The 22,857-nt window shown below is 63.2% G+C and carries 21 protein-coding genes and 1 tRNA gene; 13 read left to right on the plus strand and 9 right to left on the minus strand.

Annotated elements, in window-relative coordinates; translation table 11 throughout:
• Positions 1–127: 127 nt before the first annotated feature.
• Positions 128–379, plus strand: coding sequence for an acyl-CoA-binding protein (locus JOD97_RS29100; RefSeq protein WP_209726260.1), 252 nt, complete (start codon positions 128–130; stop codon positions 377–379).
• 122 nt (positions 380–501) lie between these two features.
• Here JOD97_RS29100 and JOD97_RS29105 read toward each other — a convergent pair whose 3' ends face one another.
• Complete coding sequence (locus JOD97_RS29105; protein ID WP_209726262.1) at positions 502–783, minus strand: polyhydroxyalkanoic acid system family protein; 282 nt, start codon at positions 781–783, stop codon at positions 502–504.
• A gap of 219 nt (positions 784–1,002) precedes the next feature.
• On the opposite strand from JOD97_RS29105, the gene fdxA reads away from it, so the two are divergent.
• The 7 genes from fdxA (at position 1,003) to nth (ending at position 7,822) form a co-directional block, all read left to right on the plus strand.
• Complete coding sequence (gene fdxA, locus JOD97_RS29110; RefSeq protein ID WP_209726264.1) at positions 1,003–1,326, plus strand: ferredoxin FdxA; 324 nt, start codon at positions 1,003–1,005, stop codon at positions 1,324–1,326.
• 113 nt (positions 1,327–1,439) lie between these two features.
• Positions 1,440–2,504 carry an NAD(P)/FAD-dependent oxidoreductase gene (locus JOD97_RS29115; RefSeq protein ID WP_209726266.1) on the plus strand — a complete coding sequence of 355 codons (1,065 nt, stop codon included), beginning with the start codon at positions 1,440–1,442 and terminating at the stop codon, positions 2,502–2,504.
• A 246-nt stretch (positions 2,505–2,750) separates the two neighbouring features.
• A complete protein-coding gene (locus tag JOD97_RS29120) occupies positions 2,751–3,986 on the plus strand; it encodes a polyhydroxyalkanoate depolymerase (protein ID WP_209726268.1) in 1,236 nt (411 codons plus the stop codon).
• Between the two features lie 213 nt (positions 3,987–4,199).
• Positions 4,200–4,628, plus strand: coding sequence for a MarR family winged helix-turn-helix transcriptional regulator (locus tag JOD97_RS29125; RefSeq protein WP_209726271.1), 429 nt, complete (start codon positions 4,200–4,202; stop codon positions 4,626–4,628).
• Complete coding sequence (locus JOD97_RS29130; RefSeq protein WP_209726273.1) at positions 4,621–6,384, plus strand: chloride channel protein; 1,764 nt, start codon at positions 4,621–4,623, stop codon at positions 6,382–6,384. Before JOD97_RS29125 ends, JOD97_RS29130 begins: the two co-directional genes overlap by 8 nt.
• Positions 6,385–6,428: 44 nt before the next feature.
• Complete coding sequence (rsxB, locus tag JOD97_RS29135; RefSeq protein WP_209726275.1) at positions 6,429–7,178, plus strand: electron transport complex subunit RsxB; 750 nt, start codon at positions 6,429–6,431, stop codon at positions 7,176–7,178.
• Complete coding sequence (gene nth, locus JOD97_RS29140) at positions 7,175–7,822, plus strand: endonuclease III (RefSeq protein WP_209726277.1); 648 nt, start codon at positions 7,175–7,177, stop codon at positions 7,820–7,822. Before rsxB ends, nth begins: the two co-directional genes overlap by 4 nt.
• Here the strand turns inward: nth and JOD97_RS29145 are convergent, their stop codons facing one another.
• The 6 genes from JOD97_RS29145 to rplU form a co-directional block, all read right to left on the minus strand.
• Positions 7,823–9,244 (minus strand): MBOAT family protein, encoded by a 1,422-nt coding sequence (locus JOD97_RS29145; protein ID WP_209726279.1) that lies wholly within the window; start codon positions 9,242–9,244, stop codon positions 7,823–7,825.
• Between the two features lie 19 nt (positions 9,245–9,263).
• Entirely contained in the window at positions 9,264–10,469 is a 1,206-nt protein-coding gene (locus JOD97_RS29150) for a hypothetical protein (RefSeq protein WP_209726281.1), read from the minus strand.
• Between the two features lie 90 nt (positions 10,470–10,559).
• A complete protein-coding gene (gene proB / locus JOD97_RS29155) occupies positions 10,560–11,678 on the minus strand; it encodes a glutamate 5-kinase (protein ID WP_209726284.1) in 1,119 nt (372 codons plus the stop codon).
• Positions 11,679–11,903: 225 nt separating this feature from the next.
• Entirely contained in the window at positions 11,904–13,013 is a 1,110-nt protein-coding gene (gene obgE, locus JOD97_RS29160; protein ID WP_090316161.1) for a GTPase ObgE, read from the minus strand.
• Positions 13,014–13,125: 112 nt separating this feature from the next.
• Positions 13,126–13,383, minus strand: coding sequence for a 50S ribosomal protein L27 (gene rpmA, locus JOD97_RS29165; protein ID WP_008445659.1), 258 nt, complete (start codon positions 13,381–13,383; stop codon positions 13,126–13,128).
• A gap of 38 nt (positions 13,384–13,421) precedes the next feature.
• Positions 13,422–13,733, minus strand: coding sequence for a 50S ribosomal protein L21 (rplU, locus tag JOD97_RS29170; RefSeq protein WP_008445658.1), 312 nt, complete (start codon positions 13,731–13,733; stop codon positions 13,422–13,424).
• 284 nt (positions 13,734–14,017) lie between these two features.
• Between rplU and ispB the strand changes: the two genes are divergently transcribed.
• Complete coding sequence (ispB, locus tag JOD97_RS29175) at positions 14,018–15,007, plus strand: octaprenyl diphosphate synthase (RefSeq protein ID WP_209726332.1); 990 nt, start codon at positions 14,018–14,020, stop codon at positions 15,005–15,007.
• Between the two features lie 157 nt (positions 15,008–15,164).
• On the opposite strand, the gene arsC is transcribed toward ispB, so the two are convergent.
• The gene (arsC, locus tag JOD97_RS29180; protein ID WP_209726286.1) at positions 15,165–15,512 is read right to left on the minus strand and encodes an arsenate reductase (glutaredoxin); all 348 of its coding nucleotides are present in this window, start codon (positions 15,510–15,512) and stop codon (positions 15,165–15,167) included.
• Positions 15,513–15,552: 40 nt separating this feature from the next.
• Positions 15,553–17,904 carry a TonB-dependent receptor gene (locus tag JOD97_RS29185; RefSeq protein ID WP_229264804.1) on the minus strand — a complete coding sequence of 784 codons (2,352 nt, stop codon included), beginning with the start codon at positions 17,902–17,904 and terminating at the stop codon, positions 15,553–15,555.
• A 210-nt stretch (positions 17,905–18,114) separates the two neighbouring features.
• On the opposite strand from JOD97_RS29185, the gene JOD97_RS29190 reads away from it, so the two are divergent.
• From JOD97_RS29190 to JOD97_RS29205, 4 genes are all read left to right on the plus strand, one after another.
• A complete protein-coding gene (locus tag JOD97_RS29190) occupies positions 18,115–18,696 on the plus strand; it encodes a heme-degrading domain-containing protein (RefSeq protein ID WP_373999961.1) in 582 nt (193 codons plus the stop codon).
• A gap of 130 nt (positions 18,697–18,826) precedes the next feature.
• Positions 18,827–20,191 (plus strand): MFS transporter, encoded by a 1,365-nt coding sequence (locus JOD97_RS29195; RefSeq protein WP_209726288.1) that lies wholly within the window; start codon positions 18,827–18,829, stop codon positions 20,189–20,191.
• A 97-nt stretch (positions 20,192–20,288) separates the two neighbouring features.
• Positions 20,289–20,365: transfer RNA gene (locus JOD97_RS29200), tRNA-Pro, on the plus strand.
• 342 nt (positions 20,366–20,707) lie between these two features.
• Positions 20,708–22,624, plus strand: coding sequence for a PQQ-binding-like beta-propeller repeat protein (locus JOD97_RS29205; protein WP_209726290.1), 1,917 nt, complete (start codon positions 20,708–20,710; stop codon positions 22,622–22,624).
• Positions 22,625–22,857: the final 233 nt, after the last annotated feature.

Consider the following 22,857-nt stretch of genomic DNA (forward strand, 5'->3'; position numbering starts at 1 on the left):
GCTCATGGCCAGGTCCCCGACCTGCCATGGCCGCCGTTCTGTTTTTGAGGAAGCCCTCTAGCGGCTTTCGCGCCCGCCCCGGTTATGATGGCGCATCCCCACCCAGCCACCATACCAAGGAGATGTAATGAGCTTACAAGAGCAATTTGAACAAGCCCAGGCGGACTCGAAGAACCTGCCGGAACGTCCCGACAACATGACCTTGCTGAAGATCTACGCGCTGTTCAAGCAGGCCTCCGTGGGTGACGCCAGCGGCGAGCGTCCGGGCTTCACCGACATGGTCGGGCGCGCCAAGTTCGACGCCTGGGACGCGCTCAAGGGCACCAGCCAGGACGAGGCCAAGCAGCAGTACATCGACCTGATCGAAGACCTGAAGTAAGCCCAACCCCGCCTGCCGTTGGCGAGACGCCAGCGCCGCCACTGAGGGGTCGTACCCCACTGGGTACGACCCCGGTCGGGGCCGCGGGTTAAAAAAAAGCCCCTGACGGGGCTTTTTCACATTCAGGCCGGCGCGAACACGGCGCGCATCTTGTCGGCCACCTTGCCCTCGATCTGCGACGAGAACGCGCTGAACAGGAATCCCAGCGCGATTTGCAGATGCGCCCGGCTCGGCTCCAGGGTCAGCGTGCCGTCGACGCCGCTGCGCTCGAAACGCAGCACGTCGCCGTCCCAGCGGCAGGCCAGCTCGAATTGTTCGGCCAATTTGTCGGCCACCTGCTGCGCCGCCGCGCGGGCCTGCTCCGGCGCAAGGTTGTGTTCCTGAACGATGTTAATGTCCGCCATGCGGCTTCCTCAATCAAATCTGCAAAGCCGACATCATGCCAGTTGGCTTGCCGCCGCGCCAGCCCGCGACGTCCACAAACGCATTTGCTTATTTGTATTGTATATAAGCGCAATTTGTGAGAAGCAGCGAATTACCTTAAAATACAGTGCTTTGCTGAGGTTAGCCGCGCCATCCAACCGCCGCCGACGCCGCTGCACACCAACATTGATAGGACTGTTATGACCCACGTTGTCACCGAATCTTGCATCAGCTGCCGCTACACGGACTGCGTCGATGTTTGCCCGGTAGATTGTTTCCGCCAAGGCCCAAACTTCCTCGCCATCGATCCGGACGAGTGCATCGACTGCGCCGTGTGCGTGGCCGAGTGCCCGGTCAACGCCATCTTCGCCGAGGAAGACGTGCCCGGCGACCAGCAGCAGTTCATCAAAATCAACGTCGATCTCGCGCGCCACTGGCCGTCGATCACCAAGACCATCCCGCCGCTGCCGGAAGCCGACCAGTTCAAGGACGTCAAGGAAAAACTGCACCTGCTGGTACGCTAAAACGGGTTTGTCTTGGCCGGGCAGCCCCGGGCAGCGTCATTCGCGAGCGCCACGTTGAGCGCCGCACAGGCTCGTGTCCGCCCAACCACCATTGAAATCACAGGAATATACGTATGAATAGCACTGTCACTTCCCCAGGCGTCATCGAAGCCGATGCCGTCATCATCGGCGCCGGTCCGGTCGGCCTGTTCCAGGTCTTCGAACTGGGCCTGCTGGAAATCAAAGCCCACGTCATCGATTCGCTGGGCGCGGTGGGCGGACAGTGCGTGGAACTGTATCCGGACAAGCCGATCTACGACATCCCGGCTGTGCCGTCGTGCACCGGCCAGGAATTGACCGACAACCTGCTCAAGCAGATCGAGCCGTTCGAGCCGACCTTCCACCTGGGCCAGGAAGTGACCAAGGTCGAGCGCCGCGACGACGGCCGTTTCGACGTTGAAACCAGCGTCGGCACCCGCTTCACCACCAAGACCATCTTCATCGCCGCCGGCGTCGGCTCATTCCAGGCGCGCACGCTCAAGGTCGACGGCATCGAAGTGTTCGAAGGCTCGCAGCTGCACTACAAGGTCAAGGACCCGGCCATCTTCGAAGGCAAGAACCTGATCATCTGCGGCGGCGGCGACTCCGCGCTGGACTGGGCGCTGAATTTCGTCGGCAAGGCCGAATCGGTCGTTTTGCTGCACCGCCGCGAAGATTTCCGCGCCGCCCCGGCCTCGGTCGCCAAGATGAAAGCCTTGTGCGACGACTACGAGATGCAGCTCATCATTGGCCAAGCCACCGGTTTCGAGTCGAAAGACAACAAATTGAGCGAGCTCAAGGTCACCGGCGCCGACGGCGTCACCCGCCGCGTGCCGCTGGACATGCTGCTGGTGTTCTTCGGCCTGTCGCCGAAGCTGGGCCCGATCGCCGAATGGGGCCTGGACATCGAGCGCCGCCAATTAAAGGTGCAAAACACCGAGAAGTTCGAGACCAACGTCCCGGGCATCTTCGCGGTGGGCGACATCAACACCTATCCGGGCAAGAAAAAGCTGATCCTGTCGGGCTTCCACGAGGCCGCGCTGGCCGCGTTCGGCGCCGCGCCGTATATCTTCCCGGACAAGAAGATTCACATGCAGTACACCACCACGTCGCCGAAGCTGCACAAGGTGCTCGGCGTGGAGACCCCGGTCTTCGATTAAGCGATTGACTGCCGTGGAAACAACGGCGAGGTGGGGCGTAGGAGCGTGTCCTACATAAAAGCAGCGGAAACGCTGCTTTTTTTATGGACTCGGCGGTACTATTATCTGACCAATGGCGTATTGTGTGGGGTAGCGGCGCTTTCTCAGCGGTATCTAGAAATGCTTGGCGCCACAAACAAATACTCTATAATTGGCTTATGATGTGATGTATTGGTGCACCGCACCATGCTTTGACCGGGAAGACCTATGCTCTACCAACTGCACGAAATGCAACGCACACTCCTTTCGCCCCTGATGCAATGGGCGGACGCGACGTCCAAGATCCTGACCAATCCGGTCTCGCCGCTGGCGCACACGCCGTTTTCGCAACGGATCGCCGCCGGTTACGAGTTGATGTACCGGCTGGGCAAGGACTACGAAAAGCCGGCGTTCGAGATCGACGCCACGGTCATCGATGGCGAGACGATCGGCATCATCGAACAAGTGGTGGTCAACAAGGCCTTTTGCCGGCTGATCCACTTCAGGAAGGACCTGGACGAGCAGCGCGTCAAGGCGCTGGGCCAGCCGACCGTGCTGCTGGTGGCGCCGCTGTCGGGCCACCACTCGACCTTGCTGCGCGACACCGTGCGCGGGCTGCTGGTCGACCACGACGTCTACATCACCGACTGGACCGACGCGCGCATGGTGCCGCTGTCGGAGGGGCCGTTCCACCTGGACGACTACATTTATTATGTGCAGGACTTCATCCGCCTGCTGGGACCGGACCTGCACGTGATCTCCGTGTGCCAGCCGACGGTGCCGGTGCTGGCGGCCATCGCGCTGATGGCCACCGAGCAAGACCCCAAGCTGCCGAAGACGATGACGATGATGGGCGGCCCGATCGACCCGCGGCGCTCGCCGACGGCGGTCAACAACCTGGCCACCGAAAAGAAGTTCTCGTGGTTTGAAAACACCGTCATCTACGCGGTGCCGCCCAACTATCCGGGCTTCGGGCGCAAGGTGTATCCGGGCTTCCTGCAGCACGCCGGCTTCGTCGCGATGAATCCGGGCCGGCACGCGCAAAGCCACCGCGAGTTCTACATGCACCTGGTCGAAGGCGACGACGAGCCGGCCGAGAGCCACCGCAAGTTCTACGACGAGTACAACGCCGTGCTGGACATGCCGGCCGAATACTATCTGGACACGATCAAGACGGTGTTCCAGGACTTCGCGCTGCCGATGGGCACGTGGAAGGTCGGCGGCAAGCTGGTGCGCCCACAGGACATCACGACGGTGGCGCTGTTCACTGTCGAGGGCGAGCTGGACGACATTTCCGGCGCCGGCCAGACGCAGGCGGCGCACGACCTGTGCACCGGCATCCCGGCCGAGATGCAGCAGGACTACGTCGCCCCTGGCGCCGGCCACTACGGCATCTTCTCCGGGCGCCGCTGGCGCGAAATGATCTGCCCGAAGATCACCGAGTTCATCCAAAAACACGGTTGATCAGCACTCCCCGACAAGATCCCTGCCCCGGCAGGGATTTTTTTTGCCCCAACTCCGGGGTCAGGTCCACCATTTCTACACAACCCCGACCGTAAAGGGCGAAAACACGCCCGTACTGTCCAGCTCGTGTAGAAATGGTGGACCTGACCCTGGAGTACGCAGGAAATATATCATCTTGTGATATATTCTCGTTTTCCGTTTTTTGCCGACCTCATGCCATCCCGTTCCCTGCCTCCGCTCGCCAAGGACGACTTCGCCGCGCTGTCCGAGTTCCGCTATCAGATGCGGCGCTTCGAGCGCTTTTCCGAGGATGCCGTCCAGGCCCGGGGCATCACGCCGCTGCAATACTTGCTGTTGTTGCACATTAAGGGCTTCCCCGGCCGCGATTGGGCCACCGTCGGCGAACTGGCCGAGCGCCTGCAGGCCAAGCCGCACGGCGTGGTGGCGCTGGTCACCCGCTGCGAGGCGGCCGGCCTGGTCGCGCGCCAGGTCAGCGACGTCGACCGCCGCCGCGTCGAAGTCCATCTGCTGCCGCCCGGCGAGGCCATGCTGGCCCAACTGGCCGAACTGCACCGCGCCGAATTGCTCTCGCTCGACGGCATCTTCACCATCCCCAAACTCCTCCGCGACCACCATGAATAACCACCTTTACGACAGCCGCCGCGACTTCGACGGCAGCGCCAGGCTGCTGATGATCGGCGCGCTGGCCGCCGTCGTCGGCGCGCTCAGCACGCTCACCGCCGACCTGCTGCTGCACGCGATCCGCTTCTTCACCAACCTGTTCTTCTTCCAGACGCTGTCGACCACTTTCATCTCGCCGGCCGCCAACACGTTGGGCGCGTGGGTGATCGCGGTGCCGGTCGCCGGCGGCCTGGTCATCGGCCTGATCGCGCGCTACGGCGCCGAGCAAATCCGCGGCCACGGCATCCCGGAGGCGATCGAGGCCATCCTGTTCAAGAACAGCACGATGTCGCCCAAGGTCGCCCTGCTCAAGCCGCTCGCCTCCGGCATCGCCATCGGCAGCGGCGGCCCGTTCGGCGCCGAGGGCCCGATCATCATGACCGGCGGCGCGGTCGGCTCGCTGCTGGCCCAGCACTTCCACCTGAGCGGCGCCGAGCGCAAGACCTTGCTGGTGGCCGGCGCCGTGGCCGGCATGACGGCGGTGTTCGGCACGCCGATCGCCGCGCTGCTGCTGGCCGTCGAGCTGCTGCTGTTCGAGCTGCGCCCGCGCAGCCTGGCGCCGGTCGCCGTCGCCTGCGCCGTGGCCGGCTTCCTGCGTCCGCTGCTGATCGAGAGCGGCCCGCTGTTCCCGCTGCATACGGCGGTGCTGCCGCCGTCGGCGCTGGTGTCGTGCCTGATCGGCGGCGTGCTGTGCGGCGCGCTGGCGTGGCTGCTGTCGACCGCGCTGTACCGCGTCGAGGACGGCTTCCACAAGCTGCCGCTGCACTGGATGTGGTGGCCGGCGCTGGGCGGCCTGGCGGTCGGCATCGGCGGCTACCTGCAGCCGCGCGCGCTCGGCGTCGGCTACGACGTCATCGCCGATCTGCTCAACAACCACCTGGCCGCCGGCGTCATCGCCAGCCTGTTGATCGTCAAGGCCGTGATCTGGCTGCTGGCGCTCGGCTCGGGCACCTCCGGCGGCGTGCTCGCGCCCTTGTTGATGCTCGGCGCCGGCCTGGGCGCGCTGGTCGGCCCCTACCTGCCCGGCGGCGAGCCGGCCGTCTGGCCGCTGGTGTTCATGGCCGCCACCCTGGGCGGCATGATGCGCGCGCCGGTCATGGCGGTGGTGTTCGCCTTCGAGCTGACGCACGACGTCAACGCCCTGCTGCCGGTGCTGGCCACGGCCACCGTCGCCTACGGCTTCACGGTGATCACCATGCACCGCTCGATCCTGACCGAGAAGATCGCCCGCCGCGGCCACCACATCTACCGCGAGTACGGCGTCGATCCGATGGAGCGCCACAGCGTGGCCGAGGTGATGACGCCGGCGCCGGCCAGCATCGACGCGCGCCAGACCATCGCCGAGGTGCTCGACAGCCACTTCGGCGCGGACCAGCGCCACCGCGCCTTCCCCGTCACGCGCGACGGCGCCCTGCTCGGCATGCTCGACCGCGCGGCCATCGCCAACGCGCGCGAGGGCGCCGTCTTGGCCGGCGACCTGTTCGGCGTCAACCTGCCGATCTTCGCGCTGGCCGACGAGACCTGCCGCGCGCTGGCCACGCGGCTGGCCGTGCACCAGCTCGAGCGGCTGCCGGTGGTCGACGACGCCGCCAGCCGCCGCCTGATCGGCATCGTCAGCCGCAGCGATCTGATCAAACCGGCGCTGAGCCTGCACGCGGAGGAGCTCACGCGGCAGACGGTGCGCCCGATCTGGTCGCCGAAACAGCGTCCGCGCTAGGGTTTTTCAGGTTTTTTCGGCCCGGCCGGCGCGGATATCGGATAATGACGCTTTATCGCTCCACGCCAGTCACCGCCGTGCCCACCAACAAAACACTCGCCGACCGCATCGAAGACGTCCTGCCGCAGACGCAATGCACCAAATGCGGCTACGACGGCTGCCGGCCGTACGCCGAGGCGATCGCCGCCGGCGCGGCCGACATCAACCAATGCCCGCCCGGCGGCGCCGAGGGCATCGTCCGGCTGTCGGCCGTCACCGGCCGCAAGGTCATCCCGCTCAATCCCGTCAACGGCCTGGAACGCCCGCGCGCGGTCGCCTACATCGACGAAGCGCTGTGCATCGGCTGCACCTTGTGCATCCAGGCCTGCCCGGTGGACGCCATCGTCGGCGCGGCCAAGTTGATGCACACCGTCGTGCCGGACCTGTGCACCGGCTGTGACCTGTGCGTCCATCCGTGCCCGGTCGACTGCATCGTCATGTATCCGGTCACCGAGGCCACCGGCTGGACCGCGTGGAGCCAGGCCGACGCCGACGCCGCGCGCGCGCGGCACGACTTCCGCACCCTGCGCCTCAAGCGCGAGAAAGAGGAAAACGACGCACGCCTGGCCGCCAAGGCCAACGCCAAGATGGCGGCGGTGGAGGCGCTCGACCCGGCCACCGACGCCGACGCCGCCGAGAAGGAACGCAAGCGCGCCATCATCGCCGCCGCGATGGAGCGCGCCCGCATCAAGAAAGAGGAAGCCGCGCGCGCGGCCGCCGACGCCAAGCCAGCAGATGGAAATCCGCCTGAATGAATCCAGCCAAACGCCAAGAAATGTTCGAGCGCTTCCGCGCCGCCAATCCCAGTCCCAAGACCGAACTTGAATACACCACGCCATTTGAACTGTTGATCGCCGTGCTGCTGTCGGCGCAGGCCACCGACGTCGGCGTCAACAAGGCCACGCGCAAGCTGTACCCGGTGGCGAACACGCCGGCGCAGATCCTGGAATTGGGCGAGGAGGAGTTGAAGTCGTATATCCAGACGATAGGGCTGTACAAGACCAAGGCCAAGAACGTCATCGCCACCTGCAAAATCCTGCTGGAACAGCACGGCGGCGAGGTGCCGCATGACCGCGAATCGCTGGAGGCGCTGCCCGGCGTGGGCCGCAAGACCGCCAACGTGGTGATGAACACCGCGTTCGGCGAGCCGACGATGGCGGTGGACACGCATATCTTCCGCGTCTCCAACCGCACCGGCCTGGCGCCGGGCAAGAACGTCGATATCGTCGAGCACAAGCTGCTGCGCTTCGTGCCGAAGGAGTTTTTGCAGGACGCCCACCACTGGCTGATCCTGCACGGGCGCTACACCTGCAAGGCGCGCAAGCCGGAGTGCTGGAACTGCATCCAGCAGGACTTGTGCGACTACCGTCAAAAGACCCCGATGCCGGACGGCCTCTGATCAGAACTGGAAGTAGATGAAGGGGTTGAAGCCGCCCTCCACCACCGCCAGGCAGGACACCACATACAGCACCAGGCTGTAGGCGCCGACCAGCTTCGGCCGGCGGAAGCTCATGTTGCGCAAACGCAGGAACACACGGTCGCCGGCCAAGCAGATCAGCGTTGACAGCGCCAGCAGGAAAATCACCTTCGGATCGGCCAGCATCACGTTGGCGTGAGTCCACAGCGGCGCGGACGGCTCGCGGCCGAACATCACGCGCAGCAGCTTGCCGCTCTGCTCCATGCTGTCGGCGCGGAACGGCACCCACAACACGGTGGCGAACAGAAACACCGGCAGGCTGCCGAGGCGCCACTTCGCGCTGTCGAGCACACCGGCGCGCTCAAGCGCGATCAGCACGCCGTGGCCGATGCCCCACACCAGGAAGGTGTAGGCGGCGCCGTGCCACAGCGCGCACAGGCCGAAGACGATGAACAGGTTGCGGTAGGTGCTGAAGGTCGAGCCGCGGTTGCCGCCCAGCGGGATGTACACGTAGTCGCGGAAAAACCGCGACAGCGTCATGTGCCAGCGCTGCCAGAACTCGGTGACGCTATCGGCCGCGTAAGGCCGGTTGAAATTGCGCGGGAAGCGGAAGCCCATCATCCGCGCCATGCCGATGGCCATGTCGGTGTAGCCGGAAAAATCGAAATAGATCTGGAACGAATAACAGAACGCCGCCAGCCACGCCGAGTAGGTCGTCAGCGCGAAATCCGGGCGGTGCGTGATGTCGACCACGGCGCCCAGCGGATCGGCGATCAGCAGCTTTTTCGCCAGGCCGATGATGAACAGGTTGAGCCCCCAGAACACGTCGCTGCCGACCAGTTCGCGCCGCTTGATGTCGAGCTGCTCCTTGACCTCGGCGAAGCGCACCACCGGACCGGCGATCAGGTGCGGGAACAGGAAAATGTAGATGGCGAACTTGTGCAGGCTGCGCTCGGGCGCGATGCGGCGCGCGTAGACGTCGGCTTGGTAGGACAGGAAGTGGAACACGTAGAACGAGATGCCGAGCGGCAGCACCAGGCCCAGCTTGGCCACATGGCCGAGCATGGCCACGCCGGTGAGGTCGGCCAGCAGTTGCGCCAGGAAGCCGAGGTACTTGTAGGCGATCAACGGCGTCAGGTTGAGCACCAGCGCCAGCGCCATGACCAGCCGCGCGCGCGGCCGGTCGGCCTCGCGCCGGCGCAGCTTGCCGATGACGCCGGCCAGCACAAAGTTGGCCGCCAACAGCACCAGCGCGACGATGGTCAGTGCGCCGGCCCCCAGCAGGTAGAAGCCCAGGCTGGCCAGCAGGATAAAGCCGTTGCGCCAGGTCTTGGGCAGCAAAAAATACAGCGCGTAAAAACAGGGGAAGAACAGGAACAGAAATCCCGGTGACGAAAAGACCATGACACTCCAGTGATAGGGATTATTTAGACAGACTCAGCCAAGCGCCCGCTTCATTGTCGAGCACCTGCACGATCAGGTATTTGCAACGCCCCTTGGTCAGCTCAGGCAGCCGTTGCAACTGCACGGCACGATCGAGTTTGACGAACTGCTCGAAGTGATCGGCCAGGCCGGCGCGCACCATGCCGTCGCCGAAACTGTTGCCGAACATGCAGGTGGCCGGCAGCAGGCCGCGCTCCGCCACCGTGTCGGTGATGAACTCATAGCCGGTTTGCTTGGCGTTCATCTCGGTGACGCGGTGCACATCCTGCCAGGTCTTGGTCAGTTGCGGCGATGGTTCCGACTCCACCGCGTCGAGCCGGGCGGCGAAGCGCGCCTCCGAGCCGAAGAACGGCGCCTCGTGGACCTCCATCCGGTGCCCCCACACGGCGCTCGACTTCTCCATGCGCGCGATGCGGTTGGTGACGTCGGCCGCCACCTGCATGGCCGACAGGTCGGTCCAGTGGAAATCGTTGTGGTAAAAAATCTGGAACTTGTCCTGCGATTGCTTGAGGATGCCGTAGACATCGACGAAATTGAACTCGGGCGTGCGCTCGAAGCGCCGGTACAGCTTCATGAAGTTCGATTCCATCTTCAGGCGCGGCAGGAAGAATGGAATCCGGTCCTGCGTGAAATATTGCTTCGACACGGGCGTGACCAGCACCATGGTGGTGCCCTGCGCCCGCAATTGCGCCGACAGCCGCGCCATGCCGTTATAGACGGCGTCGGCGGAGGCCGGGTTGGCCAGGAAATTTTCCGTCGCCGGCAGTTCGATGTCCGAAATGGAACGGCCATACAGCTCGCCCTGCTTACCGAAATACACGCGGCGCGAGGAGCCGAACAGGCGGAAGTCGATCTCGTTTTTGGTGCGCACCATCAGGCTGCGCAGCCCCAGATGATCGGAAAACCCGTTTTCGAAGCGGCGGTAGTTCTTGTCGAAGTCGAACCAGCGTCCCTCCCAGCCGGTCGGCCAGGGCGCCAGCGGGCGCATTTCCATCAGCGGCGAATAACGCGACGCCAGCTCCGGAAAGGCCTGCTCCAGACGGGCAGACAGCGGCGCATAGCTGAGGATGGCCGGCACGATGCTGATGACGAAAACAAGCAGAACAAACAGGGCACGCGGCAAGCGCGTCCCGCCGGACCGCAGCGCCACACTGGCAGTGGCCTGCGGTAATGGAATTGAACTCATGGGGAATACTTTTTGATGGGCGGTTGCCGGACAGAGCCGCCATGATAGCCGAAATGCAACAGGCAATCAATCAGCCGGGCCCACCGGCCGTCACACCAATACCAGGTTATCGCGGTGAATCAGCTCGCGTCCCTCGACGAAGCCCAGGATCGCCTCGATCTCGCTCGACGGCTTGCGCATGATGCGGCGCGTCTCGGCGCTGGTGTAATTGGAGAGCCCGCGCGCCACCGGCAAACCGCTCTCGTTCACGCAAGTGATCACCGCGCCGCGCCCGAACTCCCCTTTCACCTCCACCACGCCGATCGGCAGCAGCGACTTGCCCTCGCCGGTCAGCTTTTGCACCGCGCCGGCGTCGAGCACCACCCGCCCCGCCGTGTGCAGATGGTCGGCCATCCATTGCTTGCGCGCCGTCAGATGCCCGGTCTGCGCCGCCAGCTCGGTGCCGATCGCCTCGCCGCCGGCCAGACGCTCCAGCACCTTGTCCTCGCGGCCATAGGCGATCACCGTGTGCGCGCCCGACTTGGCGGCCCGCTTGGCGGCCAGGATCTTGGTCAGCATGCCGCCGCGACCGAGGCTGCTGCCCGCGCCGCCGGCCATCGCCTCCAGCGCCAGGTCGCCCGCGCGGCCTTGCTGGATCAGCACCGCCGCCGGGTCCTTGCGCGGATCGGCGCTGTACAGCCCATGCTGGTCGGTCAGGATGATCAGCGCGTCGGCCTCGATCAGGTTGGCCACCAGCGCGCCCAGCGTGTCGTTGTCGCCGAATTTGATCTCGTCGGTGACCACCGTGTCGTTCTCGTTGATGATCGGGACCACGCCCAGGCGCAGCAAGGTGGTCAGCGTCGAGCGGGCGTTCAGATAGCGTTCGCGGTCGGCCAGGTCGGCGTGCGTGAGCAGCACTTGCGCGGTGCGCAGCTGGTGCGCACGGAAGCTGGTCTCGTAGATCTGCGCGAGCCCCATCTGGCCGACGGCGGCGCAGGCCTGCAGTTCGTGGATATCGGTGGGGCGCTGTTCGAAGCCCAGGCGCAGCATGCCCTCGGCGATGGCGCCGGAGCTGACCAGCACCACTTCCTTGCCCATGGCCCGCAGGCCGGCGATCTGCGCGGCCCAGCGCGCGATGGCGGCGTGATCGAGGCCGCGGCCGTCGTTGGTGACCAGGGAAGATCCAACCTTGATGATGATGCGTGTGGCTTTTTGTATGACGGAATTCATGGGTGCGGCAGTCTCTTAACAGTCCTATCGTGCGGACGCGGGTCCGGATCCCCGGCGCGAGCCAGGAGGTACATTGCTGTGTGCTGTGAATGGCCGGGCGGATGACCCGTTCTTGCCGCTGCAGACGCCCGCCCCGGGGTGCGGGACGGCGCTGTTGTGGAAAGCATAACCAGCGAATAGCTGATTATGCCGGTGATGCGGATTTTTATCGAGGACTAGTCGAGCTTAATCGAGAATTTTGAAACGGGGATCGTCCGGATCGATCGACGAAATGCCGCGCGCCTCCTCCGTCATCTGCGTTTCTTCCGAACGTTGTTCGGAATGGCGCTTCTCTTCGAGGTGCATCTGGATCGCGTTGACCAGCTCCTGGGTGCCGTCGTGGCTCAGCGCGGAGATCTCGAACACGGGCCCCTTCCAGCCGAACTTCTTGACGAAATCCTTGACGGTTTTCTTGCGGTCTTCTTCCGGCACCATATCGAGCTTGTTGAGCACCAGCCAGCGCGGCTTGTCGACCAGCGACTCGTCGTACTTTTTCAGCTCGTTGACCAGGGCCTTGGCTTCCTTGACCGGATCGACGTTGGTCTCGAACGGCGCCAGGTCGACGATGTGCAGCAGCAGGCCGGTGCGCTGCAGGTGGCGCAGGAACTGGTGACCCAGGCCGGCGCCCTCGGAAGCGCCTTCGATCAAGCCGGGAATGTCGGCGATCACAAAGCTCTTCTCGTGCGAGACGCGGACCACGCCCAGGTTCGGGTGCAGGGTGGTGAACGGGTAGTCGGCGATCTTCGGGCGCGCGTTCGACACGGCCGAAATAAAGGTCGACTTGCCGGCGTTCGGCATGCCCAGCAGGCCGACGTCGGCCAGCACCTTCAGTTCCAGGCGGATTTCGCGGCGTTCGCCTTCCTTGCCCTCGGTCTTTTGACGCGGCGCGCGGTTGGTCGAGGTCTTGAAGTGGATGTTGCCCCAACCGCCCTCGCCGCCCTTGGCCAGCAGTTCCATCTGGCCGTGTTCGGTCAGATCGGCCAGGATTTCGCCGGAGGCGTCGTCGATGATCAACGTGCCGACCGGCATGCGCAGGTGGATGTCGTCCGCGCCCTTGCCGTAGCAATCGGCGCCACGGCCGGCCTCGCCGTCTTTGCCGCGGTGCATCTTGGAGAAGCGGAAATCGACCAAGGTGTTGATGTTACGGTCCGCTACGGCCCAGATCGAGCCACCCTTGCCGCCGTCGCCGCCGTCAGGGCCGCCGAACGGGCGGAATTTTTCACGGCAAAACGAGGCACAACCATTGCCGCCGTCACCACCGATCACTTCAATTTTTGCTTCGTCGATAAACTTCATGATGTACCGCCATAAAACTAAAAAGGCTCTACCGTGGGCAGAGCCTTTCGATTGAAGGCTCGCGCCTTACAAGGGGACGGCCGGGCGCGGGGCGCCTGGCCGTGAGCGTGATTTACGCTGGAACTACGGTAACGAACTGCTTCGAGCCTTCGCCCTTGACAACGAACTTGACCTTGCCGTCCACCAGAGCGAACAGGGTGTGGTCTTTGCCCATGCCAACACCTTCACCAGCGCGCACCGGGGTGCCGCGTTGACGAATGATGATGCCGCCAGCATTGATCGATTGACCGCCGTAGACTTTTACGCCCAGACGTTTTGACTCTGAGTCACGACCATTTCGCGTTGTGCCGCCGCCTTTTTTGTGTGCCATTTAAGACTCCTTGGATACTAATTCTCGGGCAAACGGAATTAACCGTTGATCGATACGATTTGGATTTCGGTGTAATTTTGGCGATGGCCTTGATGCTTCTGGTAGTGCTTACGACGACGCATCTTGAAAATCTTCACTTTATCGTGACGACCGTGTGCCACAACAGTAACCAGTACCTTTGCACCCTCAACCAGGGGAGCACCAAATTTGATGCTTTCGCCTTCGCCAACGGCGAGGACCTGATCGATGGTGAGTTCGGAACCAATGTCTGCCGGTATCTGTTCTACTTTAAGTTTTTCGCCAGCGACAACTTTGTATTGTTTGCCACCGGTTTTTATGACCGCGTACATGATTTGAAACCTCATCAAATGTTAAGAAAATTCCCGCCGCCGCCAGCGCAACCACATGCATGGAGATCGGGGAACCGCTGATTATACATGGGATGCCAATGGGCGTCAAAAACTATTCACAAACGGCCGGCGGCGTGGTATGTCGACCGGCCGCATGGCGGCCGAGCTTACCCGCTTCGTTATCCGATTAACAAAAGGAGTTGTCATAAACAGGGGGTGGCGCCCCTATGGGCGGGGGCATGTCGTATAATCTCGGCACCAATAGTCCACCGCACAGGTTCGTCTTGTCTGCCGCCACCAACACCGCAACACAAAACAATATCGCCCACTCGATCGCCGCCGACATGGACGCGGTCAACTCGGTGATCCGCCGCAAGCTGCATTCCGAGGTCAGCCTCGTCAATCAGATCGCTGAGTACATCATCAGCGCCGGCGGTAAACGCATCCGCCCGGTCCTGGTGCTGCTGGTGGCGAACGCCTATTCCTACAAGGGCAGCGGACACCACGAGCTGGCGGCGGTGGTCGAATTCATCCACACCGCCACCTTGCTGCACGACGACGTCGTCGACGAATCGTCGCTGCGCCGCGGCCGCGCCACCGCCAACGCGCTGTTCGGCAACGCCGCCTCGGTGCTGGTGGGCGACTTCCTGTACTCGCGCTCGTTCCAGATGATGGTCGGCCTCAACAACATGCGCGTCATGCAGATCCTGTCGGACGCCACCAACGTCATCGCCGAGGGCGAGGTGTTGCAGTTGCTCAACATGCACGATCCGGACGTCAGCCAGGAGCGCTATCTGCAGGTGATCCGCTCGAAGACGGCCAAGCTGTTCGAAGCGGCGGCCGAGCTGGGCGCGTTGATCGCCGGCGCCACCGACGCGCAAATCGCCGCCGCCGGCGAATACGGCCGCTCGCTGGGCACCGCCTTCCAGCTGATCGACGACGTGCTCGACTACGCTGGCGACGCCGCCGAGATCGGCAAAAACGTCGGCGACGACCTGCGCGAAGGCAAGCCGACCTTGCCGCTGATCTACCTGATGGAGAATGGCACGCCGGAGCAGCGCGAGCTGGTGCGCAGCTGCATCGAGCAGGGCGACGAGCAGCACTTCGACACGATCCTGGCGGCCATCACCAGCAGCGGCGCGCTGGACTACACGCGCCAGCAAGCGGAGACGGCCGCGCAACGCGCCGCCGAAGCGATCGCCGATCTGCCCGACAGCGTCTACAAGGAATCGCTGCTGCAGCTGGCCGACTTCTCGGTCAACCGCACGCATTAAAACCAAGCGCCGCCAAGACCGGCGGCGCTGAAATCATCTAAAACACGTAGGGCGGATTAGGCGGAACGCCGTAATCCGCCATCTATGAGCCGCCGACGGAGCACGCATTGGCGGATTACGCTACGCTAATCCGCCCTACGTGTCCCCACGTCGAAATTTAGAGCAGGTCCTGCACCAGCTCCGACGGCCGGCACAACCGCACGCCCTTCTCCGTCACCACGAACGGGCGGTTGATCAGGATCGGATGCGCGACCATCGCGTCGAGCAGCGCGTCGTCCGACAGCGAGGCGTCGGCCAGCCCCAGCTCCACATACAAATCGCCCTTGTCGCGCATGGCCTGGCGCGCCGTCAGGCCGGCTTTGGCGATCATCGCCTTCAGCGCCGCGCGCGACGGCGGATTCTTGACGTAGTCGATGATCTCCGGCTCGATGCCGGCGGCGCGGATCGCCTCCAGCGTTTTGCGCGAAGTGCCGCAAGCGGTGTTGTGATAAATCGTGACGCTCATGATGCTGCCCTTGAACTAAACTCAAAGGCGGCATTATCGCTTAAAACTTCGCCGCCAGACTGACGCCGATGGCGCGCGGCATCAGCCGGTAGCCCTGCACGATCGAGGCCACCTGCGGATGCTGGATCACCGTGTCGTTGTCGAACGCGTTCTTGACGAACACGGTCACGTTGTAGCGGTCGAAGCCCATGCCGGCGCTGAAATCGGCCGTGTGATACGCCGGACGATCGTAATCGGTCGATTCCGGATTGAGCGATCCCTTGCTCGATCCGACCCACTGCACGCCGCCCATGACAAACGCGCTGCGCTCGCCCAGCGCGAAGTTGTAGCGCGCGTTGAGCGCCGCGTTATATTTCGGCACGCCCTGGATTTGCGCCCCCGACACCGCGCCCACCACGCCGTTCTGGATGCCCTGGTCGTTCGACAGCTCCGCCTTGACATAGCCGCCCGAGGCGCTCAAGGTCAGGCCGGCGATCGGCTTGGCCTTGATGTCGAACTCGAAGCCCTTGCTGGTGGCGTCGCCGGCGTTGGCGTTGTAGGTGTACGCGCAGGTCGGCAAATACACGCCCTGCTGGATGTTCTTCCACTTGATGTAGAAGACGTCGGCGTTGACCGTCAGCCGGTTGTTGAGGAAGCGCGACTTGCTGCCCACCTCATAATTCCACAGGCTGTCCGCCGAGTAGTTGGGCGGTCCCTCGGTCAGGCCGTTCAACTCCAGGTCCGGGCCGCAGGTGGTCGGCGGCACGAAGATATTCGAGCCGCCAAGGCGGAAGCCCTTCGAGACGCTGGCGTACAGCGTGTTGCGCGGATCGACTTCCCACGTCACCGCGTACTTCGGCGTGAACGCGTGCGACTTCAAACTGGCGCCGCTGTTGTTGCCGGCGCCGGCCAGGTAGTTGCCGTTGCGCTGTTCCAGATTGGAGCTGGCGCGCAGGTAGCGCGCGCCCACCGTGGCGTGCAGCGCCGGCGAGAAGTAGTAATTGACCTCGCCGAACACCGACGACTGCTTCTCCAGGTAGTGGAAGGCGCCGGCGAACGAGTTATCGTTCGGGAAGGAGCCGGGACGCACATCGGGCAGCAGGTCCGGATCGTAGATATCGAAACCGAACTGCTTGAAGGTGTCTGTCACGCCGAAGATCGGATCGTTCTCGGCGATGTTGGTGTGCTGGCGCGAGAAGTACGTGCCGGCCAGCCAGGTCCACGGCGACACCGCCGCGTCGTACGGGCGCGAGGCGAGGCGGAACTCCTGCGACACCTGGCGCACCTGGTTATTCAGGTACACGGCGGACGGCAACGCCGCGATCGCGTCGATCAATTCCGGCGGCGCCTTGCCGCCGTCGGCGGTCGACGTCAGGAAGGTCGATAGCGAATAGCTGTTGTAGGCCGAGCCGTTTTGCGTGCGGTCGAACTTGCGCGAGAAGTAGCTGGTGGCCGACGTCAGATCGACCGCGCCCAGGTCCCAGTTGACGGTCAGGCTGGGCGTGAACAGCTTGTCGATGGACGGCTCGCGCACCTGCTTTTGCGCCTGGTAGTTCGGCAGCTCGAGATTGAAGGCGGAGATGTCCTTCGCGTCCAGCCGCTGGTAATAAATAGACGGCGTGACGGTCAACGTGCGGGTCGGCTTCCACTTCAGCGCCATGCGCAGTTCCTGGTCGCTGATCTTGTTGATGTCCTTGGCCAGCACGGCGCCCTCGCCGTCCACCTGGTTGATAAAGCCGCCCGTGTGCTGCGCCTGCACGCCGATGCGCAGCGCCAGTTCGTCGGCGATCAGCGGGATGTTGGCGACCACGTTGGCGGAGTAGCTCGGGCTGCCGTCCTTGGTGTGGGAATACTCGGTGTAGGTGGTGAACTCGCGCTCCTTCAGATCCGGCTCGTTCGGCACGAACTTGATGGTGCCGCCCATCGAACTGGCGCCATACAAGGTCACCTGCGGGCCGCGCAGCACCTCCACGCGGTCGATGTCGAAGAACCTCGGCTCGACGTTACCCATCGTGTAGACGTTGCCGACGGTGACCGGCGTGTCGCCCAGGTAGACGCCCACCGTCGCCGCGCCGGCCGTCGAGCTGATGCCGCGAATCTCGATGTTGGACGTGCCCGGCCCGGCGCCGCCGTTGCCGCTGGCGGCGGTGAAGGAGATGTTCGGCACCACGCGCGTCAGGTCGGTGATGTCGCGGATGTGCTCCTCCTGCAGCTGCTTGCCGGTGACGGCCGAGATACTCATCGCCACCTTGGCCGGATCTTCCTTGCGCTTTTGCGCAGTGACGGTGACGACTTCGATTTCGTCGCTCGGCTTGAACTGCTGTTGCTGTTGCTGCTGCGCGCCCGCCGGAGCGGCCAGCACGGCCAGCGCGGCGGCGACGGAACTGCACATTATTTTGCGGGTGATTTTCATGCCTGAGCTTCTCCAGTCGGCGGGGACGCGCCCCAGAATGATGCATTTTTATATATTAACCATCTTGTTATTTTTAACAAGCAAGAAACCTGCCAAATTCAACAACGTTGGAATCCATCCACAAATTTAATTGACTTCCACGCGGCAAAATGTAGGATGAAATCGGTTTCACAACCAACTATCCATCAAAAACCATAGAACGGAGACACAGTGGAAATTTTCACCCGGCCGCGCTTTCGACGCGCCCGCACCTCGGCCCGCTTCGCCCTTCTCGTCCTGATGGGCGGCATCAACGCCGTCCACGCCGAGGGCGGCGATCGCAAAGTCGACCTCGCCACGCTGGCACGCCAGGAGCAACTGCTGCAGTTCGACAGCTTCGACAACGACACCGCGCTGGCGCTGGGCCTGCAGGTGGTCGAACTGGCGCGCGCCAAAGGCAAGTCGGTGGGCGTCAACGTCACCCGCGACGGCACCATGCTGTTCTTCCACGGCATGCGCGGCACCACGGCCGACAACGCCGACTGGATACGGCGCAAGAGCAATCTGGTGAACCGCACCGGCCACAGCTCGTTCTACACGCATAACGAAGTCAAGAACAGCGGCGGCAACGTCGACGCCATGCCCGGGCTGGACCCGCGCGAGTTCGCCGCGCAGGGCGGCTCGTTCCCGCTGGTGCTCAAGGGCGTCGGCCGCATCGGCACCATCACCGTCAGCGGCCTGCCCGGCGAGGAGGACCACGCGATGGTGGTGGCCGCGCTGCAGGCCTATCTGAAGGTCGACGCGGGGCGCTAACCCGATCGTTCAGCTATGGAATACCTTTGAGGTATCACGCGGATACTCAATCGGTGTTGGACGCGTAACGACAGGCTGTCTAATCTGAAGTCACCATAACAACGTGATAACAGAGAAAGAGACAACCAGCATGCGACACATCGACGTCCACAAACTATCCGACGACGCCACCTTCAACCGCTTCCACCGGAGCGTGTTGTTGTGGTGCGCGTTGATCATCATCTGCGACGGCTACGACCTGGCGGTGGCCGGCATCGCCCTGCCCTCGATCATGAAGGACATGGGCGTGACGGCGCAAAACGCCGGCTTCATGGTCAGCGCCGCGCTGTTCGGCATGATGTTCGGCGCCATCTTCCTCGGCACCGTCGCCGACCGCATCGGCCGCCGCAAGGCCATCGCCATCTGCATCGCCCTGTTCAGCGTGTTCACGGCGGCGGCCGGCCTCACCAGCGACCCGTACACGTTCAGCGCGATGCGCTTCCTGGCCGGCCTGGGCATCGGCGGCGTGATGCCCAACGTGGTGGCGCAGATGACCGAATACTCGCCCAGGAAAATCCGCGCGACGATGGTCACGCTGATGTTCAGCGGCTACGCGATCGGCGGCATGCTGGCCGCCCTGGTGGGCAAGGGGCTGATCGAAAGCTACGGCTGGTCGTCGGTGTTCCTGGCGGCCGGAGTGCCGGTGCTGCTGATCCCCTTCATCCTCAACAGCCTGCCCGAATCGATGCCCTTCCTGATCCGCGAACAGCGCCTGGACGAGCTCAAGGCCATCGTCGCGCGCATGGAGCCGGGCTACCGCGCCGACGCTGGCGACCGCTTCGCGCTGCCCGTCAAAGACCAGGCCGGCGGCGCGCCGATCGGCAAGCTGTTCCAGGAGGGACGCGGCTTCAGCACGGTGATGTTCTGGGTGGCTTTCTTCATGTGCCTGTTCATGGTGTACGCGCTCAGCTCGTGGCTGACCAAGCTGATGGCCGGCGCCGGCTACAGCCTCGGCTCGGCGCTGACGTTCGTGCTGGTGCTCAACTTCGGCGCGGTGATCGGCGCGGTCGGCGGCGGCTGGCTGGCGGACCGCTTCCACATCAAATATGTACTGATCGGCATGTACGCGCTGGCGGCGGTGTCGATCACGCTGCTCGGCTACAAGGTACCGACGGCGGCGCTGTTTATATTGGTGGGGCTGGCCGGCGCCTCGACCATCGGCACGCAGATCGTCACGTATGCGTACGCCGGACAGTTCTACCCGATGGCGATCCGCTCGACCGGCATCGGCTGGGCCTCCGGCGTCGGCCGCAGTGGGGCGATCCTGGCGCCGATCGCGATCGGCACGCTGGTCGGCATGGCGCTGCCGCTGGAGCAGAACTTCATGGCGATCGCGATCCCGGCGGTGATCGCGGTGGTGGCGGTGTCGCTGATCAGCCATGGCCGATCGGCGTCGGCGGCGCGGCTGGCCACGGCCAGCCACATACACAATGCCACCGGCGTTAAATCCATCTAAACCGCATGGCCGATGACGCTGCGCCGGGGAAGTCTGTGGCGGCACGTCCGGCCAGTTGATACCGGCATAAAAATCTGGTGTAATAACGTCATCGAGTCGGGGTGTGGCTCAGCCCGGTAGAGCGCTGCGTTCGGGACGCAGAGGCCGGAGGTTCGAATCCTCTCACCCCGACCACTAAACCCTTTAGACATCGGGTTTATTCAAATATCGCGGCCTGTGTACAGCACTGCAGTATCCTGCGTAGTAGACATGGGTCAGCATCTGCGTTTCCCTGATTTAGCCTCCCATTAGAGCGCGCTACCCATCGCTGGATCACGTCGAGGGTGTCAAACAGATGGCGGGCTTCGAGTTCCCCGACAAACACATCGACCGCGCGAACCGTCCAAGTAGTCCTCCAGCGGCGTGGGCTGCAACCTCTCCTGTCCTTCCCGCTGGCGCAATGACCAAAGAAAACTTCCAGTGAAATCAAGCAACCTGTACAATGTGCAACATTGACAACTTTCTGTATGTATTTTCATGAAAACACGATTTACCGGCCTGATTGCCGGCGTATTCGCATTAAGCCTGGCGGCTTGTGGTGGTGGTTCCGGTGGCTCGGCTGCCCCGCAAAACAACCCGGCCGGAAATTGGCTCACCTTCGATCCGGGCACACCCAGCACGACGCAGTATCAGGGCGAAAGCGCAAACGTGGTATTGACCGCAAAGGCTAGCCGCACTTTTACCGCACCATTCAATGTTGCAGTCATTGATACTACCGGTGTGATATCGACCGATGTGGAGATATCGGCGATATCGTCAACGGAATATCGCGCGACCCTGCGCACCTCCAGCGCCCTGACTACCGGCGAACATTCCACCATGCTTGAAGTCCGCTTGTGTGAAGACACGCCGACCATCTGCGCCAAGCCACTCCCAGGCTCGCCGTGGCACCTTCCTCTGAAGGTCCAGGTAAAGTCTGCAGCGGACGCGAAAACGCGCCTCACCCTTGCGTCGCCCAGCGCGAGCGTAACGACTTATCCGGACGAGTCGGCCCGTTTTTCCATTGAGGCTCAACTTAACAAGGAGTTGATGTCTCAGGTCGTCAATATCGGGGTGTTTGATCCATCCAGCATAACAATCGCCGCCCCCAGCCAGCAGACGTTTGCGTCAGACGGGCGTTATGTATTCGAATTGTCGACGGCAACCAGCAACGCGCTTGCGATCGGCACCCATAGTAGCAACCTGGAGCTGCGCCTGTGTCAGGATGACGTGCGGATTTGCAAGCAGCCGGTCGCCGGCTCCCCGTGGATCGTGCCGTTGTCGATAAAAGTCCTGTCGCCGACCAACCTGACTTCGCTCAAGGCAGTCGACGGCTTGGGCGCCTGGTCGACTTATCAGGGCAATGCAGCTCACACGGGTTATGTGGCGGCTAGCTTCGATCCGGCTGTGTTTTCGCGCCGTTGGAAAGTGGCAAGCCAAAGCAGTTACACCGGTAATTACACCTCCGCCGCCATCGACAATGGGCGCGCATTTTTCGTGCGCCGCACCGCAAGCGGCCGGGCGGAGTTGTACGCTATTTCAGAAGACCGGGGCGAACAGGCATGGAAGGTCGACCTTGGAACCTTGAGCCAGCTTAATCCGCCAGCTGCAGCGAATGGCCGCGTGTATCTCACATCGACTGGCCACTCGGATACGTTCTTATGGGTATATGACCAGGTCAGCGGCCGGCTGATCAGGCAAGAAAGCATGAGTTCTCAATGGCCAAGCTATTCCGCACCTACGGTACTGGGCACGGACGTGTATACCATCGATGGCTACTACGGTGGCATCTCCAAGTATGGTGACGCTGAAGGCAAGTTCATTTGGCGTGGTCCGGCGACCGCCTATGAAGGCTGGAGCCCGAGCACGGATGGGCGTTTCGTCTACGCATACAGTACGCCAGACAATACGCTCCAGGTATTCGACGCAGCCAACGGCAACCTGGCTTACTCAATCGGCGACCCTTACCCGTACAGCACATACTTTGTTTCCAGCGCAGTCGTCTTGACCGACACACAGCAAGCGATCGTCGGCGGCGGTAGCCTGACGGCGTTCGACCTCAATGGCCACAAGCGCTCGTGGATCCTGAGCGGCAGCTCCACTGGCACTCCGGCCTATGGCAACGGCACCATCTATGCGCTCGGCGCGAGCGGCCGGTCGCTTGAGGCACGCGCTCCGGCAACCGGAAACCTGCTGTGGACCGTCTCCCTTCTGGAAGGAGGTTCTTACACCAACGTCATCGTGACACGCAACCTTGCCTTCGTCAGCTCGGATTCCAGCACCCAGGCCATCGATCTCGTAACGCAGAAGGTCGTCTGGACTTATCCGATGGGTGGCAGTTTGGCCATTTCGGCAAGCGGCGTGTTATATGTCCTGGACGCGTCCGGCGCCCTTGCAGCCGTCAACCTGCGCTGAGTCCTGCTATTTTTGTCGCCCTGTTCGCCGCGCTCGGTGACGAAGTAGTAATGGACCGACACCGACGCCGTGAAGCGGCGCTGCCGCAACGCGGCCAGCGTGGCGGCGACCCGCGCGCCAACGGCGATCCGTACGCTGGAGTCGGGATGTCGCTCGGCCCGGCAGCGCGCTGCCTTCGGGATACATAGGCCTGAAGTTCGAATCCTCAGGCCGACCAAGATTTTCCTTACAAA

The sequence above is a fragment of the Duganella sp. 1411 genome, from assembly GCF_017833525.1.
GTDB lineage: Bacteria > Pseudomonadota > Gammaproteobacteria > Burkholderiales > Burkholderiaceae_D > Rugamonas.